This window comes from Corynebacterium tuberculostearicum SK141, from assembly GCF_000175635.1.
Taxonomy (GTDB): domain Bacteria; phylum Actinomycetota; class Actinomycetes; order Mycobacteriales; family Mycobacteriaceae; genus Corynebacterium; species Corynebacterium tuberculostearicum_C.
The window spans coordinates 55,907-72,293 of the sequence record NZ_ACVP01000027.1 but is presented as its reverse complement, the minus strand read 5'-3'; the positions used below and the strand labels follow the sequence as shown (position 1 = coordinate 72,293).

Genomic DNA, 16,387 nt, shown 5'->3' with positions numbered 1-16,387 from the left:
GTACCACCGAGCTTGTTGGAATTGACATCGAAGTCTTGGAACAAGCCCTTAAAGTCGTCTGCTGACTCGGCATCTGCCGACGAAGCTTCTACTGCTCGCAGAGCTTTATCCAGCTCAATATTGAGATCCACATTGTCAGCTGCTCCCTGAACAAAAGTGCTAAAGAGCTGCGATGGAAGGATGTAATAGCCAACCATCTGTGTGTAATTCTCACGTTCAAATTCAGCGACCTCATCGCTTAACTCACTGTAATCGAACTCGCTATCACCGGCATCATGCTGTTCAGTGTTGATGATGTGAACGAGGTGGTCACACAAATAGCGATAAAACAGCGTTCCCAACACATAGGCTTTAAAGTCCCAACCATCGACCTTGCCGCGCAAATCATTGGCAATACTGTCAAGGGTCTTGTGGAGGCTATCCCGCTGAGCCTTTTTCGTTGAGGGTGACATCCGCCTTTGTGTCCTTCCTAAGAAAATAACGTCTTTGCCAGTCTATCTATGATCTCGCAGTCAATGTGGGTATTTACTATCTAGAACTCTGCGTCAAACTCACCCCCTCCCTGCATGTTGGGTCACACTTCCTGTTCGGAAATCTGAAGTGACTGACATCTAGTCTGAGGCTCTCATCTAACAAAATTTAGCTAGACAAAACCAGATCCGAAGACACGTGGGTGAGGCCACGCGGGACTACACGAGTTAGGTAACCCTAAGAAACGACATCACCCCGAAGACGCAAAAAGTGGTCAGCTAAACCCGTTGGTTGATTTGTGTTAAGTTAACCCGAATCTTGTTAACTTAACAAAGCACTTAACAAAATGGATTTCCCTGTGACCAGGCCTTTTATCCTACTTAACACGCTTAACACTTATTTTTGTGTTGAAGATGATGTACGAAGAGAGCAATATTCAAGGGTGGTAGTACATAGCTATATATCCTATATAAAAAGAGTTACGCGAAAACGTTGTTAAGTTGTTAAGTAGCCCCTTTTAGCGCGTCTACTGGGGGAAACAGCTTAACAAATCACTTGTTGAGTGGCTGCACTTAACAAGTTAACCTCCCAAAACCCCGTTAATGAACGCCTCTACCTACAAGACAGATAAGTACACTCGCACAATAGTCACCCCTCCCCGAATAATGTGATCAGAAACACATTGTAGACATACTAGACCACTGGTATACTGTGTGGTTTAGGCTCTTCTACCTGCTAACCCACCCTTTTTTCGGGAATCTACCACCCTCCCCGGCTTCCTACGCGTCTACCTTCCAGATGATTTCTACTGTCTTCGGGTCGAACTGCTTGTGCCCCCGGGGTGCTTTGTAGACCCGCACCTCCATCAGCGCGTCTATAATCGCCCGCTTTGTCACCATCGAACTGTTCTTAAAGCCCTCTGCGGGGTTGCTCATACCCGCCAAGACTGACTGCGTGGCTTCCGGTAGTGTTGCAATCTGCTTCTGTCGTAGCTGCTCAAGTTCAGCTTCCACTTTGTCGCGGTTACGCTTCAAGTCCTTTGCTGTAATGAGACCATCGTCGTAATCAGCCTCAACCCGTTTAATCTTGGCCTCTAGCTCGTGCCGTTGCTTATCTATGGCTCTAGACTCTTCGGTAGGCTCCTGCCTTGCCGTTAGCGCTTCCACCACGTCATCGAGGGCTAGTCGCCGCTCTATCACCGAACAGACCAGCCTGTCTATTGGCTTGCTCGTCCGGGCTATACCGCATTGCCTGCAACGGTAGCGCGGGCCTAATGTGGTCATGTGGTACCCGCATTCGCCGCAGACATAGGTGGCCGCACCTAGCGCCGCTCTACCGCTGCGGTTGTGCCTCCTCTTATCACGCCGGGGGTCGCATAAAATCTCTGAGACTGACCACCATAGGTTCTTATCCACAATCGGCTCCCATTGCCCTTGTACCGGCTCCCCGTCTTCATCCCTGACAATATGTAGCTTTTTACCCGGGGCCGTTTCTGACCCTAGTCCTCTATGCTCTGGCTTCATTCGCACTTCTTGGGGCATGTGTAGACGGTATCCAGCATAGGCCGGGTTAGACGCAATTCTTAGTACGCCATGCTCTACCCATTTCTTCTTCTTGGGTAGCGGTAACGGCTCCATACCGCGTTCCACCCGCCGCTCGTTGTCCCGCTCCCTCTTGAGTACCCCGGGTGGCGTACACGGGTTTAACCACGGTACCTCTGATTCCCTTGTTGCGTCGCCATTAAGCGCGCGCACAATATCAGCCATTGTTATTCCGGCCTGTATAGCCTGATAAATACCCCGTACCGTCTCCGCCCGGTCTTCTATCACATTGAAGTCATCATCGTAACCATAAGGCGGGATTCCTGCGGGCTTGCCTCCTTTACGCGCGTTCTGTAGTACCGCTCGCTTCTGGCGGGCTGCTTTAAGCTCAATCTCGCCGCGTGCAAATGCCGCCAAGACACGTACCAGCATACGTCCCTGTTCTGTTTCTAGATCGTAGTTGCCAGTACATGTAACTACTTGCAGATCGCCGTCTTCTGCCCTTGTAAGCCACCGCTCCATCTGCATTGGCTGGCGGGTAAGCCTGTCGAAGTGCCAGCAGATAATGGTATTAAATAGCCCCGCTTCATAATCAGCCTCCATGCGGTCATACGCGTGGCGCTTTACGTTCCTCTTACTCGCGCTAATTGAGTTATCTACGTATTCATCTACTACTTCCCACCCCTTGGCGGCGGCTAACCTCCGGCAATCCTCCCGCTGCCGCTCGATACCGGCTCCTCTACCGTCCGCATCGAGGCTCATTCGTAGATAAATTGCTGCTTTTCTAGTCATTGTTAGTCTTCTTTTCTTGTGATCTTGGGCACATAATATAACCCTCTGATGTATCATTATACTCTATCTTACCGGAGAAAGGCGTGCGGATGACGCGGCGCAAGGGCGGCCCGTCGACGCTTTCGATTACCGGCGATTCCGATTTCATCGCTGACCTACACGCCAGCATCAGTGAGGAGAAGCCGCTTGATTCCGTGGAGAATATCTTCTTCCGTGGCGGGGCTACGGCGCGGCCTGCCGCGACGACGAATATCATCATCCAGCTCGATGAATTAGATGAAATCTTAAGCGGCGGAGGCGAGGAAATCACGCTGCGGCTGACCAATGGTGCCGAAATCAGCGGCGCGAAGCTGGTAGAAAAGCGCCTTGCCGAATGCGGGCTTGTCACCCTCGTCCATCCTTATGAGGGAGCGGTGAACCTGTATCGCACCTCGCGGCATGCCTCGGATAAGCAGCGGCTCATGGCGGGCGCGGAAAACCCCACCTGCCCGTGGGCCGAGTGCAACTATCCGGCGGATAAGTGCCAAATCCACCACCTGCAGGCGTGGAAACACGGCGGGGAGACCAATATGGCGAATCTCAGCGTGGCGTGCCCGTATCACAACGGCGTCAACGACGACGATCCGCACGGTCCACCGGTGCGCGGCCGGCTTGAGCGGCGGCAGGGCCGAATAGTCTGGGTCCCACCCTGGGCCAATTCCAGCTGAGCGCCCTGCCTCGCTATTTACAAACGAGCCTCACAACAAAGCTCACCCTGCACAGTTTCGCATATGCTGCAGGGCAGCGAAGCTTGCCTAGGCTTGGAGGAGCGAGCGGCCGAAGAAGTCGGAGTCGTCAGCAACGCCGGGCAAAGCATAGAAATAGCCGCCGCCGTAGGGGCGGATATAGTCCGCGAGCGGTTCGCCCTCAAGGCGTTTTTGCACCGTGATGAACTGACGCTCCAAGTCCTGCTGGAAACAGATAAAGACCAAGCCGACATCGAGGGTGCCGTTGTCGCGCACTCCGTTGTCATAATTATAAGCGCGACGCAACATGAGCTGGTCGGAGGTTTCTGGCGTGCGCGGATTGGCGAGGCGAATATGCGCATCGGTGGGGATGACGTCACCGGTGGCGTCGTCGAGGTAGTTCGGCTCAGCGTGCTCGTCACCGCCGGAAAGTGGGCCGCCGGTAGCACGGTCGCGGCCGAAGATTTGCTCCTGCTCGGCAATGGAGATGCGATCCCAGAATTCGGTATACATAGCAATCAGGCGAACCACCATATAACTGCCGCCGGCGGCCCAATCTGGCTCGTCCGCGCCGGCCCACACCAGCTTGTCTTGATCCTTTTCGGCCGGATTGACGATGCCATCTTTGAACCCAAGATGATTTCTTTGGGTGCCAGAAGGCCGTGGCTCGTTCATGTAGCCGTTTTGGCGCCAGCGCACGGCGACGTCGCCGCGGGTGTGCCGAAGGATATCGCGCAACGCGTGAATGACGGTATCGTGCTGATCGGCGCAAATCTGCAAGGCGAGGTCGCCGTGGCACAGCTCGTCCTTCAAGGTGTCATCAGCGAAAGCCTGCATAGAGCTCAGGTGGACAGGCTTGTGGGGTTTTAGGCCAAAGCGGTCGTCGAAAAGCGAATCGCCCACGGCAAGGGTTATGGAAAGGCTATCGGTAGGAAGCTTTGGACCCAGCTCGCCGGAATCGCCGGCAGGATAGGCTATACCATCGGCTGCGGTGGCTCCGCCGGTGGTAAGAACGCGGGCGCGCTCGGTGATGGTACGAAACAGCTCTTCCAGGCGCGATTTTCCTGTGAACTGTACGTCGAGAGCGACAACCTCAGAATACTTTTGGGCCGGGTTGACAATACCCTGCTGGTGCTCGCCATGGAAAGGAAGATCGAGCGGGTCATCCGCATCGGTGCGCGGCGAAGACACAGCGGGGTCGGACGAAGAATCCTTGCCATGCTTTGAGGAACCGAAGGAGGAACCAGCAAAGCTTGACTGCCCGTTGGCGGCCGCGGCTGGGCCGGTTAGCGCAGCGGTTGCAGCAAGGCCAGAGAGAAAGGAGCGGCGGGAAAAATTAAACGGGCAGGGCACTAATCCATCCTTCTAATAACGGTCATCGTGGCGACAGGGGCAAGCAACTCATTAGCACGGGCAACGGCCGACTGCAGGCGCATCCGATCCTTTTGCGACCACTTGTCAAAAGCGGTGTCATACTTTTCATCGAATTCACCGGCGATCTTGTCGAGTTCATCGAGCTGGTCATAGATTGGCGCGGTATCCAACCCGCGGCCCTCAACGAGGGAGCGGACGGCATCCAGCGTCAGCCGAGTGGAGGTAACATTGCCGCGCAGCGCGGTGGGCAGGGCATGAGCGCCGAAGTCACGCTCCCCACGCATGTCGAAACGCTCGAATTCCTCCATCACCTCGTGGGTGCGCAGGCCGTAATCGGGCGCGGGAATAGCGAAGTGGGAGGACTCGAGGGCGCGGGCGGTTTTATCGACGGCGTCGGCAAGCGCGCGGGCGGGCTTGGCCGCATCCTTGACAGGGCGCTTGGACCACAGCAGCTTTTCAACCTCCGCGTACCCCTCTAAGTCCGGCCCAGGCCACATTTCGCTGGAATCGTCGAAGGAGCGGTAGGTCTCGAGGTAATCGAGGTAAGCTGCTCGGGCGGTCGGACGGTTTTTAGAGGTGGCATCGGCAAGAGCGTGAGCCTTTTTCTGCAGCTCAGGAACGCGCTTTTTCTGCTCCGCTGCCTGCTGGATAGCAACGGCTGCGACCTCGCGGTCAGTAATAGGTACCATCTTGGGGGCTTCGGTGATGGTGGAACCGGTGACCGTGAAATCATCAGACTTCACGGCCGAGTCATTGTGGAAGACACAGGTGAGGTGGTAGGTGCCGTCTTGCAGCTTCGGGGCCCACGCGCGCTTGGCTGGAGTACCCACGCGCTCTAGAACTTGGTAGGCATTGCCTGCATCGTCTGCAACGTAGACGGTAAGCGCCAGTCCAGAGGTGTTATAGACCTTCCACTCCGCTTGCCTCTGGACCTTGTCGGGCGTAGGGCACGAATACACGTCGCGCACATTTAGCTGCGGTTCTTTCGGCTTCGCGCTTTTGCTTGTCGACGGCGCCACCGACTGCGAGTCCCGGGAGCTGGAGCCGAAGGAGCTTAGGGAGCTTTGGGCTACAGCATGTGGGGATACGGCCGCGATGGCAAGCACCGCGGCGGTAGCGATGTGGAAGGTCTTCATGGGGTTAGAACGGGAGGTTAGGCAGTGGTGGGAGCTTGAAATCCTGCAGCTTTTTCAGGTCCAGGCCGGGGTGGCCATTCATGTACCAAGCTACGATGCCAGCGCCTACGCCTAGGGCAGTAAGGATAGCCGCGATGGTACCGGCCTTGGAAGAACCAGCAGAAGAGCTGGAACTCGAGTCAGCAGGCTTGTTTGTGCCAGGCTGCGGCTTGGACTCTTGGTGCAGCTTGGTGATGGAAGGCACGTCCTTTTCAGTAACCTTCGGGTCATCCATGCCTTCGACGACGTCCTTGAGGTTGGTGCCGGCACGAGAGGAATTATCCACCTTCTCAATGGACGCGTAATCCTTAGCGACGGTGCCGTCAGTCTCGTTTAGGAACAGCTTCGGTGCCTTCTTGGTGGTGTTGAAGTCGAACATGTTGTTCAGCTCTCCGGCACGCTCGTCAAAGGCGATTCCACCTAGGCGGCCGAGGCCCCAGTTGTCCTGGATGAACTTAGTGACGGAGGTCTGCTCGGTGTAGGTGGAATCGATGTGGTTAGTCTTTGCGTACGGGGAAATGACCAGCAGGGGCTGGCGGGTACCCGGACCGCACTGGCCGTGCTTATCGCCTGCGACGCCGACCTTAGCTGCGGCGGCGGTGCAGATTTCTTTATCTTGGTGCGGATCGTTGGAGCCGTTGCGGATTTCTGGGGCCTTGTGGTCGTACCAGCCGTCGGAATCGTCGTAAGCGATAACCACCGCGGTGGAATCCCACTCCGGGGAATTTTGCAGCTCGTTTATGTAGTGGGTGATAAAGGCCTGCTCGTCCAACGGATTCGAATAGCCGGCGTGGCCGTCTTGGTAGTTAGCGGCCTTCAAGAAGGACACGGCCGGCAGGTTGCCCTGCTCCAGAGCGGTATCGAAGTCCTGCAGATCGTATTGGTGGTTGGCGCGGTCAGTCTTGCCAATCATGTCATCGCTCGACGGCGCCAAGTGGTGCGGATTCGCGGTGGAAGCGTAGTACTGGAACGGCTGGTGGTGCGGGTTATAGTCCGTCTTGTTCTGGCCGGTCAGCGTGGTGTGGGAGGCGCCGCAGCGTGCGCGAGCGTCGTCTGTAGCTTCCTCGGTTGGCCGGAAGCCGCCTTGGAACCAGCCCCAAGTGACGTCCTTGTCATTGAGCTGGTCACCGATGTTCTTGGAGTGCATCGCGGTGACCTGGTTGGTGCCGGCGGAAGAGTTATTCGAGCAGTCGTCGTAAAGCGGATCTGGGTCGCCGACAACAGTGGCGGTCTTGCCATCTTCGGATACCCCAGCGAGGGCGTGGTTCTTGCCAGGTTCGATCTTCTTCTGCTCGCCCGTGGCTGGGTCATGCATGGTCCCGCCGGCCACAGTTCCGGAAATCAGATTCAGTGCTCCAGGGGTGGATGGGCCGAAGATGGTGGAGTAGCTATTGTCGTTCATCGCGAAGTTCTGCGCATAGTTCCACATGCCAGTGACGGTATTGCCGTCGTAGTAGCCCATGGTCATGCCAGGGGCGGCATAGTAGCCATTGGAGGACTTATCGATGTCGGTGGACACGGTCTCTGGGAACTTGTCCATCTTGCCGCCGTTGTATGCGGCCTGCTCATCGCCGTAGTGATGGTTCTGGTCCGTAGTCACGGCGTGGTCAGGCCCGATGCGGAAAGGCTTGACGGAGTTGGGGTTCTTCTCCCCCATTACGTCATCATTTTCGAGGTTTTTCGCCTTTGGGGTGCCTTCTTTTGCGGTGAATTTAGGGGCGCTCTTGCCGCTGCCCTGCAGCTTCTCACCGTCCTTGTTCAGCGCATTAGGGTAGGTTCCGAAGTAGTGGTCGAAGGAAATGTTCTCCGAGTAAATGACAACGACGTGTTCAATTGGAGTCGTGGTGGCTGCCTGGGCAACGCCGGGGACAAGGGACGTAGTGGCGGCTGCGGCGGCGCAAAGGGCCACAGCGCGAGAGCGAAGCTTCATTAAAAATCCAACCTTGGTCAAGAATTTGCGGGGCAGGTCGAAAGTGGCTGTGGCTCACCAGGCGAGTCATCGGTCGCTTTCAAATCGAAATTTAACGCCGCCAAAACACCGACTGCAACTAGATTAAAAGGGCGTCCCCGGCCGTGGGGACGCCCTATAGGAGCAGCTCACTTTGAACTTTTGCCGGCCGCACCCCGGGATCCGTTAACGAAATGTTAAGAATCTATTCGGCTCCACTTTGCCAATAGGGGGTGCGGGGTTAATCGTCGGCGTCGGTAGACAGCGCAGCCACGAAAGCCTCTTGCGGCACCGAGACGGAGCCCAGCGTCTTCATGCGCTTCTTACCGGCCTTCTGCTTCTCCAACAGCTTGCGCTTACGGGAGATATCGCCGCCGTAGCACTTAGCCAGCACGTCCTTGCGCATGGCCCGGATATTCTCGCGGGCGATGATCTTCGAACCAATGGCCGCCTGCACCGGCACCTCGAACTGCTGGCGCGGGATGAGCTCTTTAAGCTTCTTGGTCATCTTATTGCCGTACCACTGGGCGGAATCGCGGTGGACGATGGCAGAGAAGGCATCGACCGGGTCACCGTTGAGTAGGATATCGACCTTTACCAAGTCCGCGAGCTGCTCGCCGGCCTCTTCATAGTTCAGCGAAGCGTAGCCCTTGGTGCGGGACTTGAGCATATCGAAGAAGTCGAAGATGATTTCGCCAAGCGGCATGGTGTAGCGCAGCTCTACGCGGTCCTCGGAAAGGTAGTCCATGCCGCCCATCTGGCCGCGCTTGGACTGGCAGAGTTCCATGGTGGGGCCGACGAACTGCTCAGGAACGATGACGGTCATCTTCACCACTGGCTCATAAACCTCGGTGAGCTTGCCTTCGGGCCAGTCGGACGGGTTGTGAACCCACTTTTCTTCGCCGTCTTCGGCCACCACGCGGTAGGTCACCGACGGCGCGGTAGAAATCAGGTCGAGGCCGAACTCGCGCTCCAAGCGGTCGCGGGTAATTTCCATATGCAATAGGCCCAAGAAGCCGCAGCGGAAACCAAAGCCGAGGGCGACGGAGGTTTCGGGCTCGAAGGTCAAGGAGGCGTCGTTAAGCTGCAGCTTTTCCAAAGCATCGCGCAAGTCTGGGAAATCAGCCTGGGAGATGGGGAAAAGGCCGGAATAGACCATCGGGTCCGGGTCCTTGTATCCCTTAAGCGGGGTTTCGGCGCCGCCGTTGGACCAGGTGACGGTATCGCCCACCTTGGTCTCGCGCACGTCCTTTACGCCGGTAATCAGGTAGCCCACCTCGCCGGGGCCCAAGCCCTCACACTTTTGCATCGTAGGGGAAACGATGCCAATTTCGAGCAGCTCATGGTTGGCGTTGGTCGACATCATGGTGACCTTCTGGCGCGGGGTAAGCTTGCCGTCCACCATGCGGATATAGGTCACCACGCCGCGGTAGGTGTCATAGACGGAGTCAAAAATCATGGCGCGGGCCGGCGCATCGGCGTCAAATTCAGAAGATGGCGGCGGGACTAGCTCGCAGACCTTGTCCAGCAGCTCGACCACACCCTCGCCGGTCTTTCCGGATACGCGCAGCACCTCTTCCGGCTCGCAGCCGATGATATTGGCGATTTCCAGCGCGTATTTTTCCGGGTCGGCGGCCGGCAGGTCGATTTTATTGAGGACCGGGATGATTTCCAGGTCGTTTTCCATCGCCAGGTAAAGGTTGGCGAGGGTTTGGGCTTCGATGCCCTGGGCGGCGTCGACAAGCAGGATGGCGCCCTCACACGCCTCGAGCGCGCGGGAGACCTCGTAGGTAAAGTCCACGTGGCCGGGGGTGTCGATCATCTGCATGACAATCTGTTCCCCCTGCGCGGTGCCGGACTGGGGCACCCACGGCAGGCGCACGTTCTGCGCCTTAATGGTGATGCCGCGCTCGCGCTCGATGTCCATATTATCGAGGAACTGGTCACGCATATCGCGCTCCGCAACCACCTTGGATAGCTGCAGGATGCGGTCCGCCAGCGTCGACTTGCCGTGGTCGATGTGAGCAATAATGCAGAAGTTTCGGATTCGGGCGGGATCCGTAAACGTCGTGGCCGCAAAGTTTTCAGACATACGTCTACAATAGTCGACATGAAAAGCGCCATGCTCACCCGTCTGCGCCAAGCGCTGGGAATCAGCGAGCGCGAGCCAATAGACACCGGCCTGAGCCGCATTAATTCCCGGTTGGGGCTGGATAGGTCGGATGAGTTCCACGAGCCGCGTAAGGCCGCCGATATCCGGGTAGAGGCCACCGCCTCCCACCCCCGGTCTATATTTTTCTCCCCCGATATGGACGGCCAGGCCGATTCCGGCGAGGTGGTCTGGGTGTGGGTGCCGGCCGAGGGAAAGCAGTCTCCGCCGCGCGAGCGCGCCATTTTGGTCGTCGGCCGCACCCGCACCACGGTGATGGGTTTGCTTATCTCCCCCAACCCAAAGCACGCGCTTGACGACGCCTGGCTGGAAATCGGTTCCGGCGAGTGGGACGAATCCGGGTGCGATTGTTGGGTGCGCCTCGACCGCCTGCTCGAGGTATCCGAGGAGCAGGTGCGCCGGCAAGGCACGCTTTTCCCGGAACGCAGATTCGAACGAATCGCGAATAGGTTGCGGGCGCGCTACCACTGGGCCTAGCCGCCGCGCGGCCGGCGGGCGTGGGTCCGGGTTTTGGCAGGTCGGGTTCGGTACTGCTATTGTGTGTTGGTTACTTACTTGCCGGGCGCGCTGGTCGGGGCGGGCAGGACCTTGGGTTCGCTCTTCGAATACCAGCGCCGAGCGCGCCAGTAATTGCTGGCCGCGGGAGTAGTCCGAGTAAGTCGGTTTCTACGTCAATCACTTTCGATTACTAAGAGGTATTTTTCATGGCAAATATCAAGTCCAAGCAGAAGCGCGTTATCACCAACGAGAAGGCACGTCAGCGCAACAAGTCCGTTCGCTCCGCCGTCCGTACCGAGATCCGCAAGTTCCGCGAGACCGTTGCCGCTGGCGACAAGGCTGCTGCTGAGAAGCAGCTGCGCGTGGCATCCCGCGCCCTGGACAAGTCCGTGTCCAAGGGTGTCTTCCACCGCAACACCGCAGCCAACAAGAAGTCCGGCATGGCTTCCGCGTTCAACAAGATGGACTAAGAGCCATTGCACAGATCATCCCCCGGTCGCGCTCTACGGAGCGCGCCGGGGGATTTTCTTGGCTTACTTTGGCCGGCGGAACCGGCAGGCAGGGCCGGTGAGACTTAGGCGGGACGCGCGGGACGCTTAGGCCAGTTCATCGTTGAAGTAGTCTTCGAAGATGGCGCCGGCGTTGTGGAAGGCGTCGACAAGCGAAGTGCCGCCACGGGTTTCCACGAAGGTCTCAAAGGCGGTCAGGAACTGGGTGTGGATGATGTTGACGGTCGGCGTGAGACGCGGATCGGAGGACTTCCAACCCTCGCGAGCCTGCACCGCCTGGCGGACGCGCTGAATGATGCGGCTATTGCGCTGGCAGTACAGGGCACGCAGCTTCGTATCCTTAGCCAACGCCTGGGCCGTGAGCTGGGAAATTTCGGGGAAGAACTCATCGCCTACGGCACGGTTGAATACGGTCATGCCCATGATTTTGGAATCTTCGCGCAGGCTTCCGGTGGGCAATCCTGCGGCGAAATTTTGGAATTGGTTCTCCACTTCCTCCGACATTTCGGCGCCTAAAACTGCCGATTCTTTGTCTTTTATGTAGTTAAAAAGCGTACGGCGGGAAACGCCCACTTTGTGAGCGAGCTCCTCCATGGTGAACCCGTCATAACCATTCTCGATGACGAGGTTGAGCGCAGCGACTCGGATTTTTGATATACGCGGCATGAATGCCCCTTTCTGTCCCGACGCTCTTCAAGCTTCAGTATCTTTTCTTTCTCCCTAAGAAATTGTGAGGAAATTCTTTTTTGCCTACAAACTAAGGGATTTTGAGGCGATTTTATTACCTTATATTCGGTCAGGGAAACCACCATGCACTTCACGGGAATTCCCTGCCTGCGCGGCGACGCATTTACGCCCGTCATGGCACTATTTGGAAAAACTGTGACGTTGGACAACCAAGATGGCGCCGCCGCGCGGCCGCGCACCCGATTTACCCGCTCGCACGTTCGAAAACCCGATGGTGCTTGTGTCCGGTAGGACGGCTAAGATGAGTCAACGATGAAAAACGTTAAGCCACTGGTGAAATGGGCGGGCGGGAAGCGCCAGCTCTTGCCGCATATCCACGCCGCCCTGCCGGCGGAGGCCCCGCGGCGTTATTACGAACCCTTCATCGGTGGCGGCGCGGTGCTCTTCTCTCTGGAGCCGGCCAGCGCACGGGTCAACGATCTCAATAGTGAGCTCATTAATCTGTATGAGGTGGTGCGCGGCGGCGTCGATGAGCTCATTGAGGAACTCGCGGGCTACCCCAATGAGGCAGAGTTTTTCTATGCGCTGCGCGCAGTGGACCGGGATGCCCACAAGTTTGCCGCCCTCTCCCCCGTCGAGCGCGCGGCACGAACGTTGTATCTCAACCGCACCTGCTATAACGGCCTGTACCGCGTGAACGCGGCCGGCCAATTTAATGCCCCGTTTGGGCGTTATAAGAATCCCACCATCTGCGATGAAGACACGCTGCGCGCGGTGCACCGCTATTTTGCGGACAATGATGTGGCCTTCTCGCAGGGCGATTTCGCCGCGGCGGTAGCACAGGCACGCGAGGGCGACTTCGTGTACTTCGACCCGCCCTATGACCCAGTGAACGTGACGAGCTCGTTTACCGGCTACCAAAAGGGCGGCTTTGACCGTGCGGAACAAGAGCGTCTCAAAGAGGTCTGCGATGACTTGGATAGGCGCGGGGTGAAGTTCCTGTTGTCTAATTCGGCCACCGAGTTCATCCGCGAGCTCTATGCGGACTATGAAGTGGGCATCGTGGGGGCAACGCGGGCGATTAACTCCGTTGGTTCGAAGCGGGGCAAGGTCGACGAGGTCCTGGTGCGCAATTACGAGGTCCACGGTGACTAGCGGCCCGGAAGCGCAGGAGCTGCGGGCGCGCTTTGGTGTGCCGGAGTCGGTGAAACTCGGCGTCAATGACTGGGGCTGGCTGCGCATCCTGGCGGCGGGATACGACGCGGAGCTGGAACGGCGCGGGTATTTCTATATCGGCGCGCGGGAGCTAGAACGGCTCTCGGGCCGGCAACCGCGGCTGATGGCCAAGCATGATTTTTCTACGTCGCGGCCGTGGATTTTTCAGCGTCTCCAGCTGGGAATCGTACCGGTCAGCCGCAGCGAATATCTGGTGGGGCGATTCAACCTGTACGAGCAGTTTCCACAAACGCAGCGCGGCGAGGTACGCACGCTGGAGCTGCCGGCGGGTCTGGACACCCTTTCGTTGGAGGGGGTGAGCTCGGAGGCGGTGGCGTTAAATGGGGCGTCGGCAAGCGGGATGCTAGAGGATTTCCTGGGGTGCGGGCCGTTGCAGGCGACGGTGGCCGGGCGCATGTCCACGCGCGGGCTTAAGGTGCGGCTGCCGGACTTGGACGTGGATGTTGCGGTGGACCGCGCGCAGATGGAAATCGACGGCGGCTTTGAATCGCTCGAGCACCTGGTGCTGGTGGAGGCGAAGAATCACCTATCGGATGATTTCAATATCCGGCAGTTGTATTTTCCGTATCGCCGTTTCCAGCAGCGCCTGGCCAAGGATGTCGTGCCGGTTTACCTGGTGTATTCCAATGGTATTTTCCACCTGTACCGCTATGAGTTTCGGGATCCGGCGGATTTTCGCAGCATTGCGCTGGTCGATAGCGCCCGCTACGCGCTGTCCGCCTCGCACCTGGACACCCAGGCGGCGCTCGATATTGTGCGGGCGGTGGAGCCCGAACCCGAGCCGGCCGTGCCCTTCCCACAGGCCAATAGCTTCGAGCGGGTGGTCAACTTGCTCGAGCTCATCGCACTGCAGCCGCTAAGCAAGGCGGAGATTACCCAGCGCTATGACTTCGACCCGCGGCAGGCGGACTATTATGCCAATGCCGCGCGCTACCTGGGCCTGGCGGAGCCGGTGGAGGAAGCGTGGGAGCCGACGGAGCACGGGCGGCGGGTTATCGAGCAGCCGCAGCGCGACGCCCGGAATGCAGCGCTCATACGGGCGCTGGCGGCGCGGCGGGTTTTCCGCGAGGTGCTGGAGCTCAGCTTGGTCCGCGGCGCGGTGGCTAGCACCGCGGAGATTTGTGCGGCCATGGAGGGGCTGGGCCTGAGCTTGGCGACGTCCCGGCGGCGCGCCTCCACCGTCGCCCGCTGGACCCAGTGGGTGCTGGACACGGTGGCCGAGGGCACGCCGCGGCTGTTTTAAGCCAGCAGATTCTGCCCGCCGGAGATGATAAGGACGATGCCGGCGATGACGAAGAACAGGCCAGAGCCAATGTCGATCCACGGGCCGGCGGCGATGAGCTTGCGGCGCACGGCATTGGTGGAAATTACCGTGGCGACGACGAGGAAGAAGAGGAAGGCCGACAGCGAGAGCGAAAGTGTCAGCGCAATGGCCAACCAGACGGGTGGGCTAGCCGGAAGCAGCGGGCCGATCATCGCGGCGAGGAAGAGCACGATTTTCGGGTTGGACATATTCGTGGCCAGGCCGACCTTGAAGGCGGTGCGCAGGCGGCCGAGCTGGGCGGCGGCGTCTTCTAAGTCCACGGGCGGGTTGGCGCGCTGGGCGATGCCGCTGCGCAGCGCGCGCGTTCCCATAAACACTAAGAAGCAGCCGCCGACGGCTTGGACCGCGCCGAGGATTTCCGGGAAGGCCGTCAGCAGGGCGGCGGCACCAAAGACGGTGGCGGCGCACCAGAAAAGCACGCCGATCTGGATGCCAGCGGCCGCGGCAATGGCGTGGCGGCGCGAGCGGGTGGCGTAGCGGGTCACCAAAATGATGTCCGGCCCCGGCGAGGCGACGCCCACCAGGTTCATCAACAAGAGGGTGAAAAAGGATGTCCAGGTCACTCCCCCGCCTCGCTTTCGAGGCGCGGGACAAGGTCCTCGCGGCCAAACAGGCGGGCAGAATCCAGCGCAGAGGGCTGGCCGGCGGTGGGGTCGGCGTGGGCGGCAAGGAGGACGTCGATAACCGCGTCTTCCTTCTTGAAGATGGCGCCGGCCAGCGGGGACTGGCCGCGGTCATTGAGCAAGTTGACGTCCGCGCCGGCGCGGGCAAGTGCGGTAACCAGCTCGGCGTGGCCGTGATAGGCCGCGAGCATGATAAAGGACTGGCCTTCGTGGTTGACGAGGTCGATATTCACGCCGTGGTCGATATAGGCGAGGAGGTCTAGGTTGCCCTCGCGCGCCATGTCAAAGAGTCGACCGGCGAATTCTTGCACTTGCGTCTCAGACATGGTTTCTAGCTTATCGCGCCAGTTCCGCGACGCGTTTGACGGCCGCCTCAAGGGCGAATTCGGGCTCACCGCCTTGGCCTTTGACGGCGGCATCGAGCTCGGAGACGAGGATGACGGCCTTGGTGACATTATCGGCGGACCAGCGGCGGGCCACGGGCTGGGTCATTTTGACCACGTAGGGTGCCAGGCCGGTTTGGCTCGCGAGCGAGTACTGGTCCCCGCGCGCGGAGTAGAGGCGGGCGACGGCGCCGACCTTATTGGCCAGCGCGGCGGCAATCGCCACGGGGCTCGCGCCCAGCTGGAGGGCGCGGCGGCAGGTGGATACGGCGGCTTCGACGCGGCCGGCGACGGCGGCGTCGGCAATGTCCCAATTGGCCACCTCGGCCACGCCGACGTAGTAGTTTTGCACCGCCTCGCGGGTGACATTGCCGCCGGTATCGGAGACCAGCTGGGAGATGGCTGAGGCCAGCTCGCGCAGGTCAGAGCCTACGCCCTCGAGCACGGCGTGGATAACGTCCGGGGTGGGGCGCACACCGTGGCTGGAAAATTCGCGGGTGGCCCACTGGCCCAGCTCATTGGGGTAGAGCGAGAAGACCTCGTGGACCTCCGCAATCTTGCGCAGCTTGGCCACGAGCTCGGGCTGCTTCTTCTTTTTCTTCAGCGTCTTGGCCGTCACGGAGTAGATGATGACCATGGTCATGCCCGGCGCGGGGTTGGCACAGGCGCGCAGGAGGATATCGACTACTTCTTTGCCGGCACGCTCGCAGTCACTGATCACGATGACGCGGTTATCGCCAAACAGCGACGGACTGGTGGCCTCGAGGAGCTCTCCCTCAGAGACCTCGGAGGCCTTAAGCTTGGTCAGCTCGGGGCGGGTGCCGTTAGATCCGCTCTCCTCGGCCGCGGCGCGCTGAATCTGCAGGCGGGCGCGTTCGGTGAGGAATTCATCGTCGCCGAGGATGAGGTGTACTGGAGGCATGCCCGCCAT

14 protein-coding genes and 1 pseudogene are annotated in these 16,387 nt (G+C 59.1%); 5 read left to right on the top strand and 10 right to left on the bottom strand.

The genetic code is table 11. The features are described from left to right. A partial coding sequence (locus tag CORTU0001_RS09230; protein WP_005329272.1) for a type I restriction-modification system subunit M N-terminal domain-containing protein occupies positions 1-452 on the bottom strand: 452 nt, incomplete at its 3' end. Positions 453-1,250: 798 nt separating this feature from the next. After that, entirely contained in the window at positions 1,251-2,804 is a 1,554-nt protein-coding gene (locus CORTU0001_RS09225; protein ID WP_034668617.1) for a recombinase family protein, read from the bottom strand. Positions 2,805-2,875: 71 nt separating this feature from the next. Here CORTU0001_RS09225 and CORTU0001_RS09220 point away from each other — a divergent pair. Next, a pseudogene (locus CORTU0001_RS09220) lies at positions 2,876-3,511 on the top strand (HNH endonuclease signature motif containing protein); the annotation flags it as partial. Positions 3,512-3,598: 87 nt separating this feature from the next. Here CORTU0001_RS09220 and efeB read toward each other — a convergent pair. From efeB to lepA, 4 genes are all read right to left on the bottom strand, one after another. Further along, positions 3,599-4,882, bottom strand: a complete 1,284-nt coding sequence (efeB, locus tag CORTU0001_RS09215; RefSeq protein WP_005329266.1) for an iron uptake transporter deferrochelatase/peroxidase subunit — start codon at positions 4,880-4,882, stop codon at positions 3,599-3,601. Next, positions 4,882-6,039, bottom strand: coding sequence for an EfeM/EfeO family lipoprotein (locus tag CORTU0001_RS09210; protein WP_005329264.1), 1,158 nt, complete (start codon positions 6,037-6,039; stop codon positions 4,882-4,884). Before CORTU0001_RS09210 ends, efeB begins: the two co-directional genes overlap by 1 nt. A gap of 4 nt (positions 6,040-6,043) precedes the next feature. Then, positions 6,044-8,008, bottom strand: coding sequence for a phospholipase C (locus tag CORTU0001_RS09205; protein WP_005329263.1), 1,965 nt, complete (start codon positions 8,006-8,008; stop codon positions 6,044-6,046). Positions 8,009-8,267: 259 nt separating this feature from the next. Then, positions 8,268-10,118 carry a translation elongation factor 4 gene (gene lepA / locus CORTU0001_RS09200; protein WP_005329262.1) on the bottom strand — a complete coding sequence of 617 codons (1,851 nt, stop codon included), beginning with the start codon at positions 10,116-10,118 and terminating at the stop codon, positions 8,268-8,270. 18 nt (positions 10,119-10,136) lie between these two features. Here lepA and CORTU0001_RS09195 point away from each other — a divergent pair, with 18 nt between their 5' ends. Together CORTU0001_RS09195 and rpsT are read left to right on the top strand one after the other, a co-directional pair. Then, a complete protein-coding gene (locus tag CORTU0001_RS09195) occupies positions 10,137-10,673 on the top strand; it encodes a type II toxin-antitoxin system PemK/MazF family toxin (RefSeq protein WP_005324116.1) in 537 nt (178 codons plus the stop codon). 227 nt (positions 10,674-10,900) lie between these two features. After that, positions 10,901-11,164, top strand: a complete 264-nt coding sequence (gene rpsT, locus CORTU0001_RS09190) for a 30S ribosomal protein S20 (RefSeq protein WP_005324114.1) — start codon at positions 10,901-10,903, stop codon at positions 11,162-11,164. Between the two features lie 126 nt (positions 11,165-11,290). Here rpsT and CORTU0001_RS09185 read toward each other — a convergent pair whose 3' ends face one another. Further along, the gene (locus CORTU0001_RS09185) at positions 11,291-11,869 is read right to left on the bottom strand and encodes a TetR/AcrR family transcriptional regulator (RefSeq protein WP_034668614.1); all 579 of its coding nucleotides are present in this window, start codon (positions 11,867-11,869) and stop codon (positions 11,291-11,293) included. 333 nt (positions 11,870-12,202) lie between these two features. On the opposite strand from CORTU0001_RS09185, the gene CORTU0001_RS09180 reads away from it, so the two are divergent. After that, positions 12,203-13,045, top strand: a complete 843-nt coding sequence (locus tag CORTU0001_RS09180) for a DNA adenine methylase (RefSeq protein WP_005329257.1) — start codon at positions 12,203-12,205, stop codon at positions 13,043-13,045. Next, a complete protein-coding gene (locus CORTU0001_RS09175) occupies positions 13,038-14,369 on the top strand; it encodes a type II restriction enzyme (protein ID WP_005329253.1) in 1,332 nt (443 codons plus the stop codon). The genes CORTU0001_RS09180 and CORTU0001_RS09175 overlap by 8 nt, the downstream gene beginning before the upstream one ends. Here CORTU0001_RS09175 and CORTU0001_RS09170 read toward each other — a convergent pair. Genes CORTU0001_RS09170 through holA form a run of 3 tightly spaced genes read right to left on the bottom strand, consistent with a single transcriptional unit; the run spans position 14,366 to position 16,387 of the window. Beyond that, the gene (locus CORTU0001_RS09170) at positions 14,366-15,013 is read right to left on the bottom strand and encodes a LysE family translocator (protein WP_005329247.1); all 648 of its coding nucleotides are present in this window, start codon (positions 15,011-15,013) and stop codon (positions 14,366-14,368) included. The genes CORTU0001_RS09175 and CORTU0001_RS09170 overlap by 4 nt on opposite strands. After that, entirely contained in the window at positions 15,010-15,399 is a 390-nt protein-coding gene (locus tag CORTU0001_RS09165; protein ID WP_034668611.1) for an ankyrin repeat domain-containing protein, read from the bottom strand. The genes CORTU0001_RS09170 and CORTU0001_RS09165 overlap by 4 nt, the downstream gene beginning before the upstream one ends. A gap of 10 nt (positions 15,400-15,409) precedes the next feature. Beyond that, positions 15,410-16,387: a DNA polymerase III subunit delta gene (gene holA / locus CORTU0001_RS09160; protein WP_005329242.1), complete on the bottom strand. Its 978-nt coding sequence runs from the start codon at positions 16,385-16,387 to the stop codon at positions 15,410-15,412.